The organism is Streptomyces aquilus (assembly GCF_003955715.1).
GTDB lineage: Bacteria > Actinomycetota > Actinomycetes > Streptomycetales > Streptomycetaceae > Streptomyces > Streptomyces aquilus.
On record NZ_CP034463.1, the window covers coordinates 6,940,039 to 6,957,443 of the forward strand.

At 68.0% G+C, this 17,405-nt stretch carries 16 protein-coding genes and 1 riboswitch; of the genes, 6 read left to right on the top strand and 10 right to left on the bottom strand.

The features are described 5' to 3' along the window. Positions 1-256: 256 nt before the first annotated feature. Together cyc1 and EJC51_RS32140 are read left to right on the top strand one after the other, a co-directional pair. Positions 257-1,342, top strand: coding sequence for an epi-isozizaene synthase (gene cyc1 / locus EJC51_RS32135; protein ID WP_126274267.1), 1,086 nt, complete (start codon positions 257-259; stop codon positions 1,340-1,342). Then, entirely contained in the window at positions 1,339-2,715 is a 1,377-nt protein-coding gene (locus EJC51_RS32140) for a bifunctional albaflavenone monooxygenase/terpene synthase (protein ID WP_126274268.1), read from the top strand. The genes cyc1 and EJC51_RS32140 overlap by 4 nt, the downstream gene beginning before the upstream one ends. On the opposite strand, the gene EJC51_RS32145 is transcribed toward EJC51_RS32140, so the two are convergent. Continuing rightward, positions 2,716-3,684 carry a helix-turn-helix domain-containing protein gene (locus tag EJC51_RS32145; RefSeq protein WP_126274269.1) on the bottom strand — a complete coding sequence of 323 codons (969 nt, stop codon included), beginning with the start codon at positions 3,682-3,684 and terminating at the stop codon, positions 2,716-2,718. A 92-nt stretch (positions 3,685-3,776) separates the two neighbouring features. Here EJC51_RS32145 and EJC51_RS32150 point away from each other — a divergent pair, with 92 nt between their 5' ends. Then, complete coding sequence (locus tag EJC51_RS32150) at positions 3,777-3,992, top strand: hypothetical protein (protein WP_126274270.1); 216 nt, start codon at positions 3,777-3,779, stop codon at positions 3,990-3,992. Here EJC51_RS32150 and EJC51_RS32155 read toward each other — a convergent pair. The 9 genes from EJC51_RS32155 to EJC51_RS32195 form a co-directional block, all read right to left on the bottom strand. Next, the gene (locus EJC51_RS32155) at positions 3,959-4,372 is read right to left on the bottom strand and encodes a hypothetical protein (RefSeq protein ID WP_126274271.1); all 414 of its coding nucleotides are present in this window, start codon (positions 4,370-4,372) and stop codon (positions 3,959-3,961) included. The genes EJC51_RS32150 and EJC51_RS32155 overlap by 34 nt on opposite strands. 59 nt (positions 4,373-4,431) lie before the next feature. Beyond that, positions 4,432-5,445 (bottom strand): ribonucleotide-diphosphate reductase subunit beta, encoded by a 1,014-nt coding sequence (locus tag EJC51_RS32160; protein WP_126274272.1) that lies wholly within the window; start codon positions 5,443-5,445, stop codon positions 4,432-4,434. Beyond that, on the bottom strand, positions 5,445-7,805 hold the full coding sequence (locus tag EJC51_RS32165) for a ribonucleoside-diphosphate reductase subunit alpha (protein WP_126274273.1): 2,361 nt from the start codon (positions 7,803-7,805) through the stop codon (positions 5,445-5,447). Before EJC51_RS32165 ends, EJC51_RS32160 begins: the two co-directional genes overlap by 1 nt. A gap of 125 nt (positions 7,806-7,930) precedes the next feature. Beyond that, a riboswitch (cobalamin riboswitch) is annotated at positions 7,931-8,060 on the bottom strand. A gap of 52 nt (positions 8,061-8,112) precedes the next feature. Then, on the bottom strand, positions 8,113-8,616 hold the full coding sequence (locus EJC51_RS32170; protein ID WP_126274274.1) for a GNAT family N-acetyltransferase: 504 nt from the start codon (positions 8,614-8,616) through the stop codon (positions 8,113-8,115). Between the two features lie 131 nt (positions 8,617-8,747). After that, on the bottom strand, positions 8,748-10,376 hold the full coding sequence (mctP, locus tag EJC51_RS32175; protein WP_126274275.1) for a monocarboxylate uptake permease MctP: 1,629 nt from the start codon (positions 10,374-10,376) through the stop codon (positions 8,748-8,750). Next, positions 10,373-10,627, bottom strand: coding sequence for a DUF3311 domain-containing protein (locus tag EJC51_RS32180; RefSeq protein WP_126274276.1), 255 nt, complete (start codon positions 10,625-10,627; stop codon positions 10,373-10,375). The genes mctP and EJC51_RS32180 overlap by 4 nt, the downstream gene beginning before the upstream one ends. 152 nt (positions 10,628-10,779) lie before the next feature. Continuing rightward, the gene (locus EJC51_RS32185; RefSeq protein ID WP_126274277.1) at positions 10,780-10,980 is read right to left on the bottom strand and encodes a CstA-like transporter-associated (seleno)protein; all 201 of its coding nucleotides are present in this window, start codon (positions 10,978-10,980) and stop codon (positions 10,780-10,782) included. Next, complete coding sequence (locus EJC51_RS32190; protein ID WP_126274278.1) at positions 10,952-13,093, bottom strand: carbon starvation CstA family protein; 2,142 nt, start codon at positions 13,091-13,093, stop codon at positions 10,952-10,954. The genes EJC51_RS32185 and EJC51_RS32190 overlap by 29 nt, the downstream gene beginning before the upstream one ends. Before the next feature lie 74 nt (positions 13,094-13,167). Next, complete coding sequence (locus tag EJC51_RS32195; RefSeq protein ID WP_079309601.1) at positions 13,168-13,932, bottom strand: GntR family transcriptional regulator; 765 nt, start codon at positions 13,930-13,932, stop codon at positions 13,168-13,170. Positions 13,933-14,240: 308 nt separating this feature from the next. Here EJC51_RS32195 and EJC51_RS32200 point away from each other — a divergent pair, with 308 nt between their 5' ends. The 3 genes from EJC51_RS32200 (at position 14,241) to EJC51_RS32210 (ending at position 17,397) form a co-directional block, all read left to right on the top strand. Beyond that, on the top strand, positions 14,241-15,518 hold the full coding sequence (locus EJC51_RS32200; RefSeq protein ID WP_126274279.1) for an extracellular solute-binding protein: 1,278 nt from the start codon (positions 14,241-14,243) through the stop codon (positions 15,516-15,518). Positions 15,519-15,589: 71 nt separating this feature from the next. Next, positions 15,590-16,570: a carbohydrate ABC transporter permease gene (locus tag EJC51_RS32205; RefSeq protein WP_126274280.1), complete on the top strand. Its 981-nt coding sequence runs from the start codon at positions 15,590-15,592 to the stop codon at positions 16,568-16,570. After that, on the top strand, positions 16,567-17,397 hold the full coding sequence (locus EJC51_RS32210; RefSeq protein WP_126274281.1) for a carbohydrate ABC transporter permease: 831 nt from the start codon (positions 16,567-16,569) through the stop codon (positions 17,395-17,397). The genes EJC51_RS32205 and EJC51_RS32210 overlap by 4 nt, the downstream gene beginning before the upstream one ends. Positions 17,398-17,405: the final 8 nt, after the last annotated feature.

Here is a 17,405-nt window from a genome sequence, read left to right on the forward strand (position 1 = left end):
GCGCCTGTTCAGGAACCTCTTCCTGAACAGGCGCCGTTCGTCTGTCCGTCGCACGTTCGATCGCTTGTGCTCTCTTACTGATCCAGAACCAGTCACACAAGGGGAGATTCTCGGCACTGTGGGGTAGTGAATGGTGCAAATCCGTTCCCAGAACGGTCAGTTGTGGTGCTGAATGGGAAGTGCGGGGATACGCAACGGCGCACGCCCGGTACAGCGGGAGGGGCGTGCGCAACTGGCGGCTGAGAGGGGTTAGTTCGTGCATGCTTTCTCACACGGCACCACATCGACACCGACAGCGGTCGCGGTCCCACCGTCGCTCTCTCTCCCGGTGATCGAGGCGGCGTTTCCCCGGCAACTCCACCCGTATTGGCCCCAGCTCCAGGAGAAGACACGCACCTGGCTGCTGGAAAAGCGGCTCATGCCGGCGGACAAGGTGGAGGAATATGCCGACGGTCTTTGCTACACGGACCTCATGGCGGGCTACTACCTCGGCGCCCCCGACGAGGTCCTCCAGGCGATAGCGGACTACAGTGCGTGGTTCTTCGTCTGGGACGACCGGCACGACCGCGACATCGTCCACGGCCGGACCGAGGCCTGGCGGCAGCTCAGGTTCCGGCTGCACGCGGCTCTCGACTCCCCGAGGGACCATCTGCACCACGAAGATCCGCTGGTCGCCGGGTTCGCGGACAGTATGGTGCGGCTCTACTCGTTCCTGCCGCGGACGTGGAACGCCCGGTTCGCCCGGCACTTCCACACGGTGATCGAGGCGTACGACCGCGAATTCCGCAACCGCACCGAAGGCGTCGTGCCGACCGTCGAGGAATATCTCGCTCTGCGCCGCCTCACCTTCGCGCACTGGATCTGGACGGATCTCCTGGAACCGAGCGCCGGCCGGGAACTCCCGGACCGGGTGCGGAAAAACCCGGCCTATCGGCGGGCGGCACTGCTGAGCCAGGAATTCGCCGCCTGGTACAACGACCTCTGCTCACTTCCCAAGGAAATAGCGGGCGACGAGGTCCACAATCTCGGGATAAGCCTCATCAAACACGAGGGGCTGAGCCTCGAACAGGCGGTCCGGGAAGTAAGGCGACGCGTCGAGGAATGCATCAACGATTTCCTCGTCGCCGAGAACGACGCCTTGCGGTTCGCGGACTCGCTCGCCGACGGAACGGTCCACGGAAAAGAGCTGAGCCACACCGTGCGGGCCTGCGTCGGCAATATGCGCAACTGGTTCAGCACCGTCTACTGGTTCCACCACGAGTCCGGCCGGTACACGGTCGACAGCTGGGACGACCGGTCCACGCCCCCGTACGTCAACAACGAAGCGGCAGGTGAGCAATGACCGTCGAGTCCGTACGGCCCGAAGCACCGGTGACCCCGGAGTCCGGGCTGCGTGAAGCACCCCTCGCGGGCGGTGGCGTCCCGCTCCTGGGACACGGCCTGAAGCTGCTGCGCGACCCGCTGGCCTTCATGTCCCAGCTGCGCGACCACGGCGACGTCGTACGCCTCAAGCTGGGTCCCAAGGAGGTGTACGCGCCCACCACCCCGGACCTCACCGGAGCCCTCGCGCTCAACCCCGACTTCGTCATCGCCGGGCCGCTGTGGGAGTCCCTGGAGGCCCTGCTCGGCAAGGAGGGCGTGGCCACCGCCAACGGCCCGCGGCACCGGCGTCAGCGGCGCACCATCCAGCCCGCCTTCCGGCTCGACGCGATCCCCGGGTACGGGCCGATCATGGAGGAGGAGGCGCACGCGCTCACCGAGCGCTGGCAGCCCGGCGAGACCATCGACTGCACCACCGAGTCCTTCCGGGTCGCCGTCCGCATCGCCGCCCGCTGTCTGCTGCGCGGCGACTTCATGGACGAACGCGCGGAGCGGCTCTGCGTCGCCCTCGCCACCGTCTTCCGCGGGATGTACCGGCGGATGGTCGTCCCTCTCGGGCCGCTCTACAACCTGCCGCTGCCGCCCAACCGGAAATTCAACGCGGCGCTGGCCGATTTGCATCTCCTCGTCGACGAGATCATCGCCGAGCGCCGCGCATCTGGTCAAAAGCCGGACGATTTGCTGACGGCATTGCTGGAGGCGAAGGACGACAATGGCGACCCCATCGGGGAACAGGAGATCCACGACCAGGTCGTCGCCATAGTCACCCCGGGCAGCGAAACGGTGGCGTCCACGATCATGTGGCTGCTCCAAGTCCTCGCGGAACATCCGGAACACGCGGACAGGGTGCGCGACGAGGTCGAATCCGTAACCGGCGGCCGTCCTGTCGCATTCGACGACGTTCGCTCGTTGCGGCACACCAACAATGTCGTCGTCGAGGCGATGCGTTTGCGTCCCGCGGTGTGGATATTGACGCGCCGCGCGGTCACCGACACGGAACTCGGTGGCTACCGCATTCCGGCCGGTGCGGACATCGTCTACAGCCCGTACGCGGTGCAGCGCGATCCGAAGTCGTACAAGGGCAGCCTGGAGTTCGACCCCGACCGCTGGCTTCCGGAACGGGTCAAGGAGGTGCCGAAATACGCCATGAGCCCGTTCAGCGTCGGCAACCGCAAGTGCCCGAGCGACCACTTCTCGATGGCGCAGCTGTCGCTGATCACGGCGGCGCTCGCGACGAAGTACCGCTTCGAGCAGGTGGCGGGGTCGGACGACGGGACCCGGGTGGGCATCACGCTCCGCCCGCACAAGCTGCTGCTGCGGCCGGTCCCGAGGTGATCAGGCGGCTGCTTCCGGGCCCCTGAACGTCCGCCGATAGGCGTTCGGGGTGGTCCCCAGCGCCCGGACGAACTGATGGCGCAGTGCGGCCGCGGTGCCGAACCCCGTTCGGCCCGCGACCGCGTCCACCGTCTCGTCCGTCCCTTCCAGCAACCGCTGGGCGAGCAGCACGCGTTGCCGCAGGACCCAGCGGTAGGGCGTGGTCCCGGTCTCCTGCTGGAAGCGGCGGGCGAAGGTGCGCGGCGACATGTGCGCGCGCTCGGCGAGCTGCTCGACGGCGACCTCCTCGTCGAGATGCCGCTCCATCCAGACGAGGACCTCGCCGACGGTGTCGCAGGAGTTCTTCGGCACCGGCCGCTCGATGTACTGCGCCTGTCCGCCGTCCCGGTGCGGCGGTACGACCATCCGGCGGGCGATCTTGTTGGCGACCTCGGTGCCCTGCTCCTTCCGCACGATGTGCAGACAGGCGTCGATGCCGGCGGCGGTGCCGGCGGAGGTGATCACGGGGTCCTCGTCGACGTAGAGCACGTCGGGCTCGATGACCGCCCGGGGGCAGCGCAGGGCGAGTTCGCGGGCCTGCTTCCAGTGCACGCTGCACCGCCGCCCGTCGAGCAGCCCGGTGGCCCCGAGCACGAAGACGCCGGAACAGACGCTGAGGACGCGGGCGCCACGGTCGGCGGCCCGGCGCAGGGCGTCGAGCAGCTCGGGCGGATAGTCCCGTACGACGTAGTCCGCCCCCGCCGGTACGGCGATGAGGTCGGCCTCCTCCAGTCGCTCCAGGCCGTAGGGCGTGGAGACGCTGAGTCCGCCGACATGGGTGCCCAGCGTCGGCCCCTCGGCCGAGGCGACGGCGAAGTCGTACGTCGGGAGCCCCTCGTCACTGCGATCGATACCGAACACCTCGCAGACGACCCCGAGTTCGAAGGGGTGCACTCCGTCGAGCAGGACGGCGGCCACGTTCTTCAGCATGTTTCCAGTGTGCCTCGGAAGTGGCAGTAAATCGAGGGTGTGCGGCAGTACTGCCACTGTTGGTAAGGAGTGTTCAGCGCGAGAGTGGTGTCATGACTACCGCACAGACACAGGGACTGATCGGAATGCTGTTCGTTCTCGGACTCCTCGTCCTGCTGGTCGCCCCCGCGGTGATCGGCGTCGTCCGCGACCTGCGCATCGACCGCGAGCTCAGGGAGGCCGAACAGGGCCGCCGTCCGAAGGGCGCCGCCCCGCAGGCCGAGCCGCGGCGCCGCTACTTCACCACCACGGTGACCCACCACTCCTGAATCCCCTGGCAGGCGACCCGGCCGGAGTCGGTGGCGCACAGCGGGCGGGACGAACTGAGCCGGACGTGGCCCTTGGACTCCGCGCGGAACGCGGCGTTCGCGTCCCCGGGCAGCAGGACGAAGCCACTGTTGACGGCTGCCAGCCCACTTCCGTCGGCCTTCACGGGCCGCCACGGGCGGCTCTTCGTCCCGTCCAGCCCGACCCGGACGGTCCCGCCCACCGCCAGGCACACCGTGCGTCCGCTGTCCGAGGCGTGGAGCTCCGGCACGGACGCGCAGCCGGAGGGCGACACCGTAGCCCCGCTGTCGCCGCCGGACTCGGTGCCGCACCCGGCCAGCAGCAGGGCCGCGACGGCGAAGCTCGTGGTACTACGACGCATGACGGATCCCTCCTCGCCTCTCTGACGTGCCGGAGGCGAGAAGGGATCCATGGTGGGGGCTAGAAGTCCTCGTCCAGGTCGACCGTGCCCTCCACGGCGACCTGGTACGCGGACGGGCGACGCTCGAAGAAGTTCGTCAGTTCCTGGACGCCCTGGAGCTCCATGAAGGAGAACGGGTTCTCCGAGCCGTACACCGGGGCGAAGCCCAGGCGGGTGAGGCGCTGGTCGGCGACGCACTCCAGGTACTGGCGCATCGAATCGGTGTTCATGCCCGGCAGACCGTCACCGCACAGGTCGCGGCCGAACTGAAGCTCCGCCTCGACCGCCTCCCGCATCATGTCCGTGACCTGCTGCTGGAGCCGGTCGTCGAAGAGCCCCGGCTCCTCCTTGCGGACGGTGTCGACCACGTCGAACGCGAAGCTCATGTGCATGGTCTCGTCGCGGAACACCCAGTTGGTGCCGGTGGCGAGACCGTGCAGCAGACCCCGGCTGCGGAACCAGTAGACGTACGCGAAGGCACCGTAGAAGAACAGGCCCTCGATGCACGCGGCGAAGCAGATCAGGTTGAGCAGGAAGCGGCGGCGGTCGGCCTGCGACTCCAGGCGGTCCAGCTTCTCGACCTCGTTGATCCACTTGAAGCAGAACTCGGCCTTCTCGCGGATGGACGGGATGTTCTCCACCGCCGCGAACGCCGCCGTCCGGTCCTCCGGGTCGGGGAGGTAGGTGTCGAGGAGCGTCAGATAGAACTGGACGTGCACCGCTTCCTCGAAGAGCTGCCTGGAGAGATACAGGCGCGCCTCGGGGGAGTTGATGTGCTTGTACAGCGTCAGCACCAGGTTGTTCGCCACGATCGAGTCACCCGTCGCGAAGAACGCGACCAGCCGGCCGATCAGGTGCTGCTCCTCCGGCGTCAGCTTCGCCAGGTCGGCGACGTCCGAGTGGAGGTCGACCTCCTCGACGGTCCAGGTGTTCTTGATGGCGTCCCGGTAGCGCTCGTAGAAGTCCGGGTAGCGCATGGGGCGGAGGGTCAGCTCGAAGCCCGGGTCGAGAAGGTTCTTGGCTTCGCTGGTCATTACTGGCAGGCCTCGCAGGACTCGGGGTTCTCAAGGGAGCAGGCGACGGCCTCGGGGTCGGCGGCCTGCTGTACGGGGACAGTGGCCTGTGCCGCGCGGGCGATCCTCGTCGCCGGGCGCGAGCGCAGGTAGTACGTCGTCTTCAGGCCCTGCTTCCAGGCGTACGCGTACATCGAGGAGAGCTTGCCGATGGTCGGCGTCTCCAGGAACAGGTTCAGGGACTGGGACTGGTCCAGGAACGGGGTACGGGCGGCGGCCATGTCGATCAGGCCGCGCTGCGGGATCTCCCACGCCGTGCGGTACAGGTCGCGGACGTCCTGGGGCACCCAGGTGAAGCCCTGCACCGAGCCGTTGGACTCGCGCAGCGCCTCCCGGGTCTGCGCGTCCCACACGCCGAGCTTCTTCAGCTCGGCCACCAGGTAGGAGTTGACCTGGAGGAACTCGCCGGACAGGGTCTCGCGCTTGAAGAGGTTGGAGACCTGCGGCTCGATGCACTCGTAGACGCCCGCGATCGAGGCGATGGTGGCGGTGGGCGCGATGGCCAGCAGCAGGCTGTTGCGCATGCCGACCGCGGCGACCCGGGCCCGCAACGCCTCCCAGCGCTCCGGCCAGGTGAGCTCGACGTCGTAGTGGTCGGGGTGCAGCACGCCCTGCGCGGTACGGGTCTTCTCCCACGCCGGGAGCGGGCCGTTGCGCTCGGCGAGGTCGGCGGAGGCCTCGTACGCGGCGAGCATGATGCGCTCGGCGATGCGCGTGGACAGCTCACGGGCCTGCGGCGAGTCGAACGGCAGCCGCAGCTTGAAGAAGACGTCCTGGAGGCCCATCGCGCCCAGGCCCACCGGACGCCACTTGGCGTTGGAACGGCCCGCCTGCTCGGTCGGGTAGAAGTTGATGTCCACCACGCGGTCGAGGAAGGTGACGGCGGTGCGGACGGTGGCGTCCAGCCGCTCCCAGTCGATGTCCCCGTCGACCACGAACGCGCCCAGGTTCACCGACCCCAGGTTGCAGACGGCCGTCTCGCCGTCGTCCGTGACCTCCAGGATCTCCGTGCAGAGGTTGGAGGAGTGGACGACATGGCCGGGCAGCGCCGTCTGGTTGGCGGTGCGGTTGGCGGCGTCCTTGAAGGTCATCCAGCCGTTGCCGGTCTGCGCGAGGGTGCGCATCATGCGGCCGTACAGGTCACGCGCCGGGATCGTCTTCTTGGCGAGACCGGCCGCCTCCGCCTTGCGGTACGCGGCGTCGAACTCCTCGCCCCACAGGTCGACCAGCTCGGGCACGTCCGCCGGGGAGAACAGCGACCACTCGGCGTCGGCGTTCACGCGGCGCATGAACTCGTCCGGGATCCAGTGCGCGAGGTTCAGGTTGTGCGTACGCCGGGCGTCCTCACCGGTGTTGTCGCGCAGCTCCAGGAACTCCTCGATGTCGGAGTGCCAGGTCTCCAGGTAGACGGCCGCGGCTCCCTTGCGCCGGCCGCCCTGGTTCACGGCGGCCACCGAGGCGTCCAGCGTCTTCAGGAACGGCACGATGCCGTTGGAGTGCCCGTTGGTGCCCCGGATCAGCGAACCGCGGCTGCGGATACGGGAGTACGACAGGCCGATGCCGCCGGCGTGCTTGGAGAGCCGGGCGACCTGGTGGTAGCGGTCGTAGATGGAGTCCAGCTCGTCCAGCGGGGAGTCGAGGAGGTAGCAGGACGACATCTGGGGGTGCCGGGTGCCGGAGTTGAACAGCGTGGGGGAGGACGGCAGGTAGTCGAGGCGGCTCATGAGCCCGTAGAGCGCGGCGACTTCGTCCAGGGCACGGGTCGTGTCGTCCTCGGCGAGGCCGGCGGCGACGCGCAGCATGAAGTGCTGGGGCGTCTCGATGACCTGGCGGGTGATCGGGTGCCGGAGGAGGTAGCGGCTGTGGAGCGTACGCAGGCCGAAGTAGCCGAAGCGGTCGTCGGCGGCCGGGTCGATCAGGGCGTCGAGCCGTGCGGCGTGCACCCGTACGAACTCCGCGGTGCGGTCGGCGATCAGGCCCTCGCGGTGGCCGACCTCGACCGACTCGGTGAAGGACGTGACGCCCTGGGAGGCGGCCTCGGCGGCGATGCTGATGGTCAGCAGCCGGGCGGCCAGCCGGGAGTAGGCGGGGTCCTCGGAGATGAGTCCGGCGGCGGCCTCCGTCGCCAGCTCGCGCAGCTCCACGCCGCCATCGGAGTCCGCCCGGCCCGAGCGGCCGCGCAGCGCGGCGGCGGCGACCCGTCCGGGGTCGGCGTCGGGCAGGTCGGCGGTCAGCTCGGTCAGGGTCCGCAACAGGGCGGTACCGGGACCGTCGTTCTCCGCCTGGACCGCTGAAGCCGGATCTGCTGGCGCGATGGTCACGTGGGGGCTCTCCCTCGCTCGGCACGGGGGCCTGGCGGAGAGCAGGGGGCAGCACGAGCGCACGCGGCGTCGCGTCCACCGGCCCACTCCGCGAGGCCCGGACGTCATGGCACCCGGGCCACGGCGGCCTGGGCACGCTGTCGGCAGGTCCTCGGACTGACTCCCGTACACGCACAAGGCATGCACAAGTACACCGTTGCGGGACAGTTCCGGATTCGCACCGGATTCCCCTGCGACGACAGCGAGCATGAGCATACATCTTGTGCCGGGTTCGAGTGGCACCCCTAGATGTTGTGTCGCGGTGACTTCAGAGCGTCAACTCATAGGTGAGAAGCGTGAACTCCACGCCCGGAATCGGCTGCCAGTCGCGGTGCGGGGCGCGGACGAAGCCGAGGCGCTCGTAGATGCGGTGGGCGGCGCGCATGACGGGCTGGGTCGACAGGACCATGCCGATGTCACCGGCAGCCCTGGCGCGGTCGACACAGGCCTGTACGAGGGCTTGTCCGGCGCCTCTTCCGCGGGCCTCCGGGGCCACGGCCAGCATGCGGATCTCCGATTCGCCGGGGCGGGAGAGCTCGGCCATGGCGCCGCCGGTCGAGGCGACGTAGGTGACGGTGCCCAGGAGGTGGCCGTCCTGGGCGGCGACGAGCACCTCGGCCGCGGCTGCCCGTTTGGCGACGTCTCTCAGTTCGCCGAGGTACCAGTCGCTCTCGCCGAAGGCGAGGAGGCCGTCCTGGATGTAGGCCTGGGCGGTGATCTCGCCGAGTTCGTCGTATTCGGTAGGTTCTGCCGGCCGGATCAGTATGTCCATGCACGTGAGTTTGCACGAAAAGCGGGCCGCCGAGGGTCTTGCTCTCGGTGGCCCGCTGCGGGTCGTACGTGGTTGCTCGCGCCCACGCGGCGGAGCCGCACATCGAAACAGCCCCGCGCCCCTAGGGGCCTCTAGTGAGCGGCGCCAGCAGTTGCCGGGGGAAGCTCCACCTGGACGCCCGGGTCGCCCGCGTCCGCCGTGTAGTCCTCCGGGCTCGTCTCGTCGATGCCCTCGGGGGCCTTGAAGGCCTTCAGGACGAAGGTCAGGACCACCGTCACCACCACGTTCAGGACGAACGCCGTCAGGCCGATGTAGCCGATCTCGCCGATGCCGGGGATCTCCTTCGCGGAGCCGCCGAAGTGCTTCTGCGTCGGCGAGGCGACGCCGTATGCGGCGACCGTGCCGTAGATCATGCCGACCGCCCAGCCGGCGAGCAGCGCCCAGCGGTGGAACCAGCGGGTGAACAGACCGCCGACCAGGGCCGGGAAGGTCTGGAGGATCCAGATGCCGCCCAGCAGCTGGAAGTTGATGGCGACCGTCTTGTCCATGGTGAGGACGAAGACCAGCGCGCCGACCTTCACCAGCAGGGACACCAGCTTGGAGACCTTGGTCTCCTGCTCCGGAGTGGCGTCCGGCTTGATGAAGTCCTTGTAGATGTTGCGGGTGAAGAGGTTCGCCGCCGCGATCGACATGATCGCTGCCGGGACCAGCGCGCCGATGCCGATCGCCGCGAAGGCCACGCCCGCGAACCACGCCGGGAACATGTCCTCGAACAGCTGCGGGATCGCCAACTGGCCGTTGGTGACCTTGACCCCGGCCGCGATCGCCATGAAGCCCAGCAGCGCCAGCAGACCCAGCATCAGCGAATACAGCGGCAGGATCGTGGTGTTGCGGCGGATCACCTCACGGCTCCTGGAGGAGAGCGTCGCGGTGATCGAGTGCGGGTACATGAACAGCGCGAGCGCGGAGCCCAACGCCAGCGTGGCGTAGGTCCATTGGCCCGGCTCACCCGGCACCAGCGCACCGCGCGGCGCGCCCGTCGCCGGATTGGTCTGGCTGTACGCCTCGCCCGCCTTGGCGAAGATCTCGTCGAACCCGCCCAGCTTGATCGGGATGTAGATGATCGCCACCGCGATGACGATGTAGATCAGCGTGTCCTTCACGAACGCGATCAGCGCGGGAGCGCGCAGACCGGACGAGTAGGTGTACGCGGCCAGCACACCGAACGCGATCAGCAGCGGCAGGTCCTTCACGAACCAGTTGGTGTCCTCGCCGCCGCCGACGCCCATGACGTCCAGGACCGCCTGGATGCCGACGAGCTGGAGGGCGATGTACGGCATGGTCGCGAGGATGCCGGTGACGGCGACCGCGAGCGACAGGCCCTTGGAACCGAAGCGTCCGCGCACGAAGTCGGAGGTCGTCACATAGCCGTGCTTGTGCGACACCGACCAGAGGCGGGGCAGGAAGGTGAAGATCAGCGGGTAGACGAGGATCGTGTACGGCACGGCGAAGAAGCCGGCCGCGCCCGCCGCGTAGATGGCCGCGGGGACGGCGACGAAGGTGTACGCCGTGTAGAGGTCGCCGCCGAGCAGGAACCAGGTGACCCAGGTGCCGAACGACCGCCCGCCCAGGCCCCACTCGTCGAGGCTGTGCTCGTTCTCTGCCTTGCGCCAGCGCGCGGCGAGGAAGCCCATGACCGTGACGGCCAGGAAGAAGAAGACGAAGACGCCGAGCGCGACGCCGTTCACGCCGTCGTTCACTGGGCACCTCCACGACGGGCGCGCTGGTCACGCTGCCACAGCTTGTACGCGGTCATCGTCAGCGCGGTGGAGATCAGCACCCACAGCATCTGGTACCAGTAGAAGAAGGGGATGCCGATGAAGGCCGGGTCGACCTTCGCGTACGACCCCACCCACAGCATCGCCACGAAGGGCGCGAGGAGGCAGAGGGCGATGACCACGCGCACGGGTGTCACCACCGGTGGTCTGGCCTCGGGCGAATCTGATGACATGCGGCGGCTCCGATCCCCTCATCACTGATCACCGTGTAACGCGCAGGCAATCTAGGTCACGGTGTGACAGGAGTGGAAGACCTCGTCCGCATATCGGTATGTCGATTCGGTGAAGGTCCGACATCGGTGTCAACGGTTGCTGGATTCCGCCGTCAGCAGCAGCGGAAACCCTGGCGCGGGTCCGCCTCCTGCCGGTCCGTCCGCATCCGCTCGAACTCCCGCCGGGTCGGCACGTCCGCCTGCGGGTGGTCCCGGCGGACGTGCGCGACATAGCGGTCGTAGGCCGACTCGTCGGTCAACTCCCGTACGTACCAGCGCACCTTCTCAAGGGCCCGCCGCAGTGCCGACCTCATGGCGTGCCTCCTCCTCCTTCTCCTCGCGGGTCGGGAACAGCCCGGCCGGGGCGACGAGTTTCGACTCGACGTACGGCGCCTCGCTCAGCGTGGAGAGGGCCGGGCGTCGTACATGCCGGACACAGACCCTCAGCGCGTCGGCGATCACCACCACGATCAGCAGGGCGAGGACCGCGGTGAGGACGCCGTCGACCGTGGAGTTGGTGACCACGGTGTGCATGTCGTCCATGTTCTTCGCGGGCGGCAGGACCTCACCCCGGTCGATGGCGTCCTGGAAGACGGACCGCTGCTTGAAGAAGCCCACCTTGGGGTCGTCGGAGAACACCTTCTGCCAGCTCGCGGTCAGCGTGACGGTGGCGTCCCAGACGAGCGGGACGCCGGTGATCCAGGCCCACTTGAGGCGCCCGGACTTCACCAGCAGGGTGGTGCAGACGGCCAGGGCGACGGCGGCGAGCAGCTGGTTGGAGATGCCGAAGATCGGGAAGAGCTGGTTGATCCCGCCGAGCGGTTCGTGGACGCCCACCCAGAGGAAGTAGCCCCACAGTCCGCACACGAGCGCGCTGGTGATGACGAGTCCGGGCTTCCAGCTCACGTTCTTGAAGGGCCTGATGACGTTGCCCAGCATGTCCTGGAGCATGAACCGGCCCACGCGGGTACCGGCGTCCAGCGCGGTCAGGATGAACAGCGCCTCGAACATGATCGCGAAGTGGTACCAGAAGGCGCGCAGGCTCCCGCCGGTGACCTTGGAGAAGATCTCCGAGACACCGATGGCGAGCGTGGGCGCGCCGCCGGTGCGGGACAACAGGCTTGATTCCTCGACGCGTTCGGCGGCTCGGGCCAGGTCGTCCGGGGAGATGGAGTAGCCCCAGCCGGTCACCACCCGGGACGCTTCCTGCACGGTGGTGCCGATGGCCCCGGAGGGCGCGTTCATCGCGAAGTACAGGCCCGGGTCGATGATGCTGGCCGCGACCAGCGCCATGACGGCCACCGACGACTCCATCAGCATGGAGCCGTAGCCGATCATGCGGACCTGCGTCTCCTTCTGGATCATCTTGGGCGTGGTGCCACTCGAAATGAGCGAGTGGAAGCCGGACAGCGCCCCGCAGGCGATGGTGATGAAGACGAAGGGGAACAACGACCCGGCGAAGACAGGGCCGTTGCCGCGCGAGGCGAAGTCCGTCACCGCGTCCATCTTCAGCGTGGGCAGCGCGATCACGACGCCCAGCGCCAGCAGGAGGATGGTGCCGATCTTCATGAAGGTGGAGAGGTAGTCGCGGGGTGCGAGGAGCATCCACACCGGCAGGATCGACGCGATGAAGCCGTACGCCACCAGCCAGACGACCAGCGTCGAGGGGGCGAGCGTGAAGGTGTCGGCCCAGGACGACTCCGCCACCCAGCGCCCGGCGACCAGCGCGAGCAGCAGCAGGGCCACGCCGATGAGCGAGACCTCGCTGACCCGGCCGGGGCGCAGGACGCGCAGATAGAAGCCCATCAGCAGGGCGATCGGGATCGTCATCGCGATGGAGAAGGTGCCCCAGGGGGACTGGGCGAGGGCGTTGACGATGACCAGCGCCAGCACCCCGAGCAGGATGATCATGATGGCGAAGGCGGCGATGAGCGCGGCCGCGCCGCCGAACGGGCCGATCTCCTCGCGGGCCATCTGGCCGAGGGAGCGTCCGTCGCGGCGGGTCGAGAAGAACAGCACCACCATGTCCTGCACGGCCCCGGCGAAGACGACGCCCGCGATGATCCAGATCGTGCCGGGCAAGTAGCCCATCTGCGCGGCCAGTACGGGGCCGACGAGCGGGCCGGCGCCGGCGATCGCGGCGAAGTGATGGCCGAGGAGGACCCGTCGGTCGGTGGGATGGAAGTCGATGCCGTTGTTCAGGCGCTCGGCCGGGGTGGCCCTGGTCCGGTCGACCTTGAGGACCTGGTACGCGATGAACTTCGCGTAGAAGCGATAGGCGATGGCGTACGAGCCGAGGGCCGCGGCGACCATCCAGGCGGCGGAGACGTCCTCGCCGCGGGCGAGCGCGAGCACGGCCCAGCCGGTGGCTCCGACCAGCGCGACAAGGGTCCAGATGACGGTGGTTCGGACGTTCGCGGTACGCACAGGGCGGTCCTCCCGTCCATACGGAGACGGGAGGACCGTAGAGCAGGATGTGCGGTTGCGCTACACCACCGGCACTAGTCCACCGGCCTCTTCAGGCGTGCCACGAACTTGTACCGGTCCCCCCGGTACACCGACCGCACCCACTCCACCGGCTCGCCGTCCTTGTCGAAGGAGTGGCGGGACAGCATCAGCATCGGCAGGCCGACGTCGGTGCCGAGCAGGCCGGCCTCGCGCGGGGTGGCCAGGGAGGTCTCGATGGTCTCCTCGGCCTCGGCGAGATGGACGTCGTAGACCTCGGCCAACGCCGTGTACAGGGACGTGTACTTGACCAGCGAGCGGCGCAGGGCCGGGAAGCGCTTGGCGCTCAGGTGGGTCGTCTCGATGGCCATCGGCTCGCCGTTGGCCATGCGCAGCCGTTCGATGCGCAGCACCCGGCCGCCGGCGGTGATGTCGAGGAGTTCGGCGAGGCGGTCGTCGGCGGTGATGTAGCCGATGTCGAGGAGCTGCGAGGTGGGTTCGAGACCCTGGGCGCGCATGTCCTCGGTGTAAGAGGTGAGTTGCAGCGCCTGCGAGACCTTGGGCTTGGCGACGAACGTGCCCTTGCCCTGGATGCGTTCCAGGCGGCCCTCGACGACGAGTTCCTGGAGGGCCTGGCGCACGGTGGTGCGCGAGGTGTCGAACTCGGCCGCGAGCGTGCGCTCGGGCGGGACGGGCGTGCCGGGTGCCTGGGTCTCGGTCATGTCGAGCAGGTGCTTCTTCAGGCGGTAGTACTTGGGCACGCGCGCGGTTCGGACGGTCGCCCCACCCTCGTTCTCCGCGCTGCTGACCTCGGTGCTCATGCCTCTGCCTTCCCGGCTCCGGATGCGGGTCGCATCGTGATCCCCTCTGTATACCGTCGCCAACTCTTTTGGTCTAGTCCATAGCCTCAAGTGGTCTAGTGGAAGACAGTACTCCGGCAGCACTGTTTTCGCTGGCTTCTTACTTAAAGGTTCCTGCATATGTAGGTCGGATAACGGCTGGTCAGAGGCTGTTCGGACACCCTTGACAGGCCCCGTGGTCTGGTCCAAGCTCCCGGTACTGGTCTACACCATTGGTCCAGGGCCCCAGCTTCGTGGGCGGGGGGTGTGGGCATCCTGAGGAGGATGGCGTGAAGCGCAAGCTCATTACCGCGATCGGTGTCGCGGCCATGTTGGTCTCCGTCGCGGCGTGTGGGGGCGACGACGGCGACAGTGGTGACAAGGCGGGGGCGGACGGTTACGCCGGCCAGACCCTCACCGTCTGGGTCATGGACGGCTCCTCGCCGGACCAGTGGCAGAAGGACGTCCAGGCCGCCTTCGAGAAGAAGACCAAGGCCAAGGTCAAGTTCGAGATCCAGCAGTGGAACGGCATCCAGCAGAAGCTGACCACCGCCCTGTCGGAGGAGAACCCGCCCGACGTCTTCGAGATCGGCAACACCCAGACCCCGGCCTACGCCAAGACCGGCGGCCTCGCCGACCTCGCCGACCTCAAGTCGTCGATCGGCGCCGACTGGACCGAGTCCCTGAACAAGTCCTCGATCTACGACGGCAAGCAGTACGCGGCGCCCTGGTACTTCGCCAACCGCGTCGTCATCTACAACAAGAAGGTCTGGGCCGACGCCGGCATCAAGGACACCCCGAAGACCCGGGACGAGTTCTACGCCGACCTCAAGCAGATCGGCGAGAAGACCAAGGCCGAGCCGATCTACCTGCCCGGCCAGAACTGGTACCACTTCGTCGGTCTCACCATCGGTGAGGGCGCCGAGCTGGTGAAGAAGGACGGCGACAAGTACGTCTCCAACCTGGCCGACCCGAAGGTCGCCGCCGCCATGGAGACCTACAAGAAGTTCCAGGCCCTGTCCAAGGCCCCCAAGGACAAGGACGAGGCCACCCCGCAGCAGGCCGAGGTCTTCGCCAAGGGCAACGTCGGTGCCTTCATCGGCATGGGCTGGGAGGCCGGCACGGCCATCGCCGCCAACAAGAAGATCGAGTCGGACATCGGCTACTTCACCATCCCCGGTGCCACGGCCGACAAGCCCGAGGGTGTCTTCCTCGGCGGCTCCAACCTCGCGGTCGCCGCGGGCAGCAAGAAGCAGGAGCTCGCCAAGGAGTTCCTGAAGATCGCCCTGTCCGACAAGTACGAGGGCGAGCTGGCCAAGCTCAACGGCGTCATCCCGAACAAGGAGGCCCTCCAGAGCAACCTGAAGGGCAACGCCGTCGCCGAGGCCGCCGCGCCGGCCGCCGCCGGTGGTGGCACCACGCCGCTGATCCCCGAGTGGGCCGCGGTCGAGAACGCCCCCAACCCGGTCAAGACGTACATGACCGCCGTCCTCAACGGCAAGTCACCGGCCGAGGCCGCCAAGCAGGTCGAGAGCGAGTTCAACAAGCGCCTCGCCCAGCAGCAGTAAGGGCAACGGGGCGGGGGCCGGCCGACGGTCCCCGCCCCGCCTTCCGGTAGGTCGAGTAGAGAGACGCGAGCATGACCGTGCAGACCGAACGGCCGCCCTCCGGTCCGGTGGACGTGACGAAAGTGGACCAGCGGGGGCCCGGTGCGCAGCGGCCCGCCTCCCGCGCGGGCGCGCTCGCCCCGTACCTCCTGCTGCTGCCGGCCTGCGCGGCCACCGTGCTGCTGCTCGGCTGGCCGCTGCTGAAGGACCTCCTGCTGTCGTTCCAGAACCTCAACATGGGACAGCTGATCCAGCATGTCACCGAGTGGAACGGCATCGAGAACTACAAACAGGCCCTCACCGGCGAGGACTTCTGGCGCGTCACCGGCCGCTCGATCCTCTTCACGGCCGTCAACGTCGTCCTGACCATGCTCCTGGGCGCCCTGGTCGGCCTGCTCCTTGCCCGCCTCGGCAAGCGGATGCGGGTCACCCTGATGATCGGGCTCGTGCTGGCCTGGGCGATGCCCGTGGTCGCCGCGACCACCGTCTACCAGTGGCTCTTCGCCCAACGCTTCGGCGTCGTCAACTGGGTCCTGGACAAGCTCGGTTGGCACTCCATGGCCGACTACAGCTGGACCAGCAGCCAGCTGTCGACGTTCTTCGTCGTGACCGTGCTGATCGTCTGGCAGTCGATCCCGTTCGTCGCCATCAACCTGTACGCCGCCACGACCACGATCCCCGGTGAGCTGTACGAGGCCGCGGCCCTGGACGGCGCGGGCGCCTGGAAGAGCTTCACGACCGTGACGCTGCCGTTCCTGCGCCCCTTCCTCTACGCCACGACCTTCCTGGAGGTCATCTGGATCTTCAAGGCGTTCGTGCAGGTCTTCACCATCAACGGCGGCGGCCCCGACCGGCTCACCGAGATCCTGCCCGTCTACGCCTACATCGAGGGCGTCGGCAACCAGCACTACGGCATGGGCGCCGCGATCGCCGTCCTGACCATCCTGATCCTGCTGGTCATCACCGCGTACTACCTGCGGATCGTGCTCAAGCAAGAGGAGGACGAGCTGTGAAGCGCTCGCTGCTCAGCCGCATCTGGCCCAACGCCACGGCCGTCATCCTGTTCGCCGGCTTCGTCTTCCCCGTCTACTGGATGTTCGCCACGGCCCTCAAGCCGACCGGCGACATCATCTCGGAGAACCCGGTCTGGTTCCCGACCCACATCACCTTCGAGCACTTCAAGACCGCCACGGGCGTCGACCACTTCTGGACGTACGTCACCAACTCGCTGATCGTCACGGTCTGCGCGGTCCTCCTGTCCCTCGCCGTCGCCCTGGCCGGCGCCTTCGCGCTCGCCCGGATGCGGTTCAAGGGCCGCCGGGGCTTCATCATCGGGTTCATGCTGGCCCAGATGGCGCCCTGGGAGGTCATGATCATCGCGATGTACATGATCGTGCGGGACGCGTCCATGCTGAACAGCCTGGTCCCGCTGACCGCCTTCTACATGATGATGATCCTGCCCTTCACGATCCTGACGCTGCGCGGCTTCGTCGCCGCCGTGCCCAAGGAACTGGAGGAGGCGGCGATGGTCGACGGCTGCACCCGCGCTCAGGCCTTCCGCAAGGTGATCCTCCCGCTGCTCGCCCCCGGTCTGATGTCCACCTCGCTCTTCGGCTTCATCACCGCCTGGAACGAGTTCCCGCTGGTCCTGGTCCTGAACAAGGAGGCGGAGGCCCAGACCCTGCCCCTGTGGCTGTCCAGCTTCCAGACCGCCTTCGGCGACGACTGGGGCGCGACCATGGCGGCGTCCTCCCTCTTCGCCGTCCCGATCCTGATCCTCTTCGTCTTCCTGCAGCGCAGGGCCGTCAATGGTCTGACGGCCGGCGCGGTGAAGGGATAACGCCACCC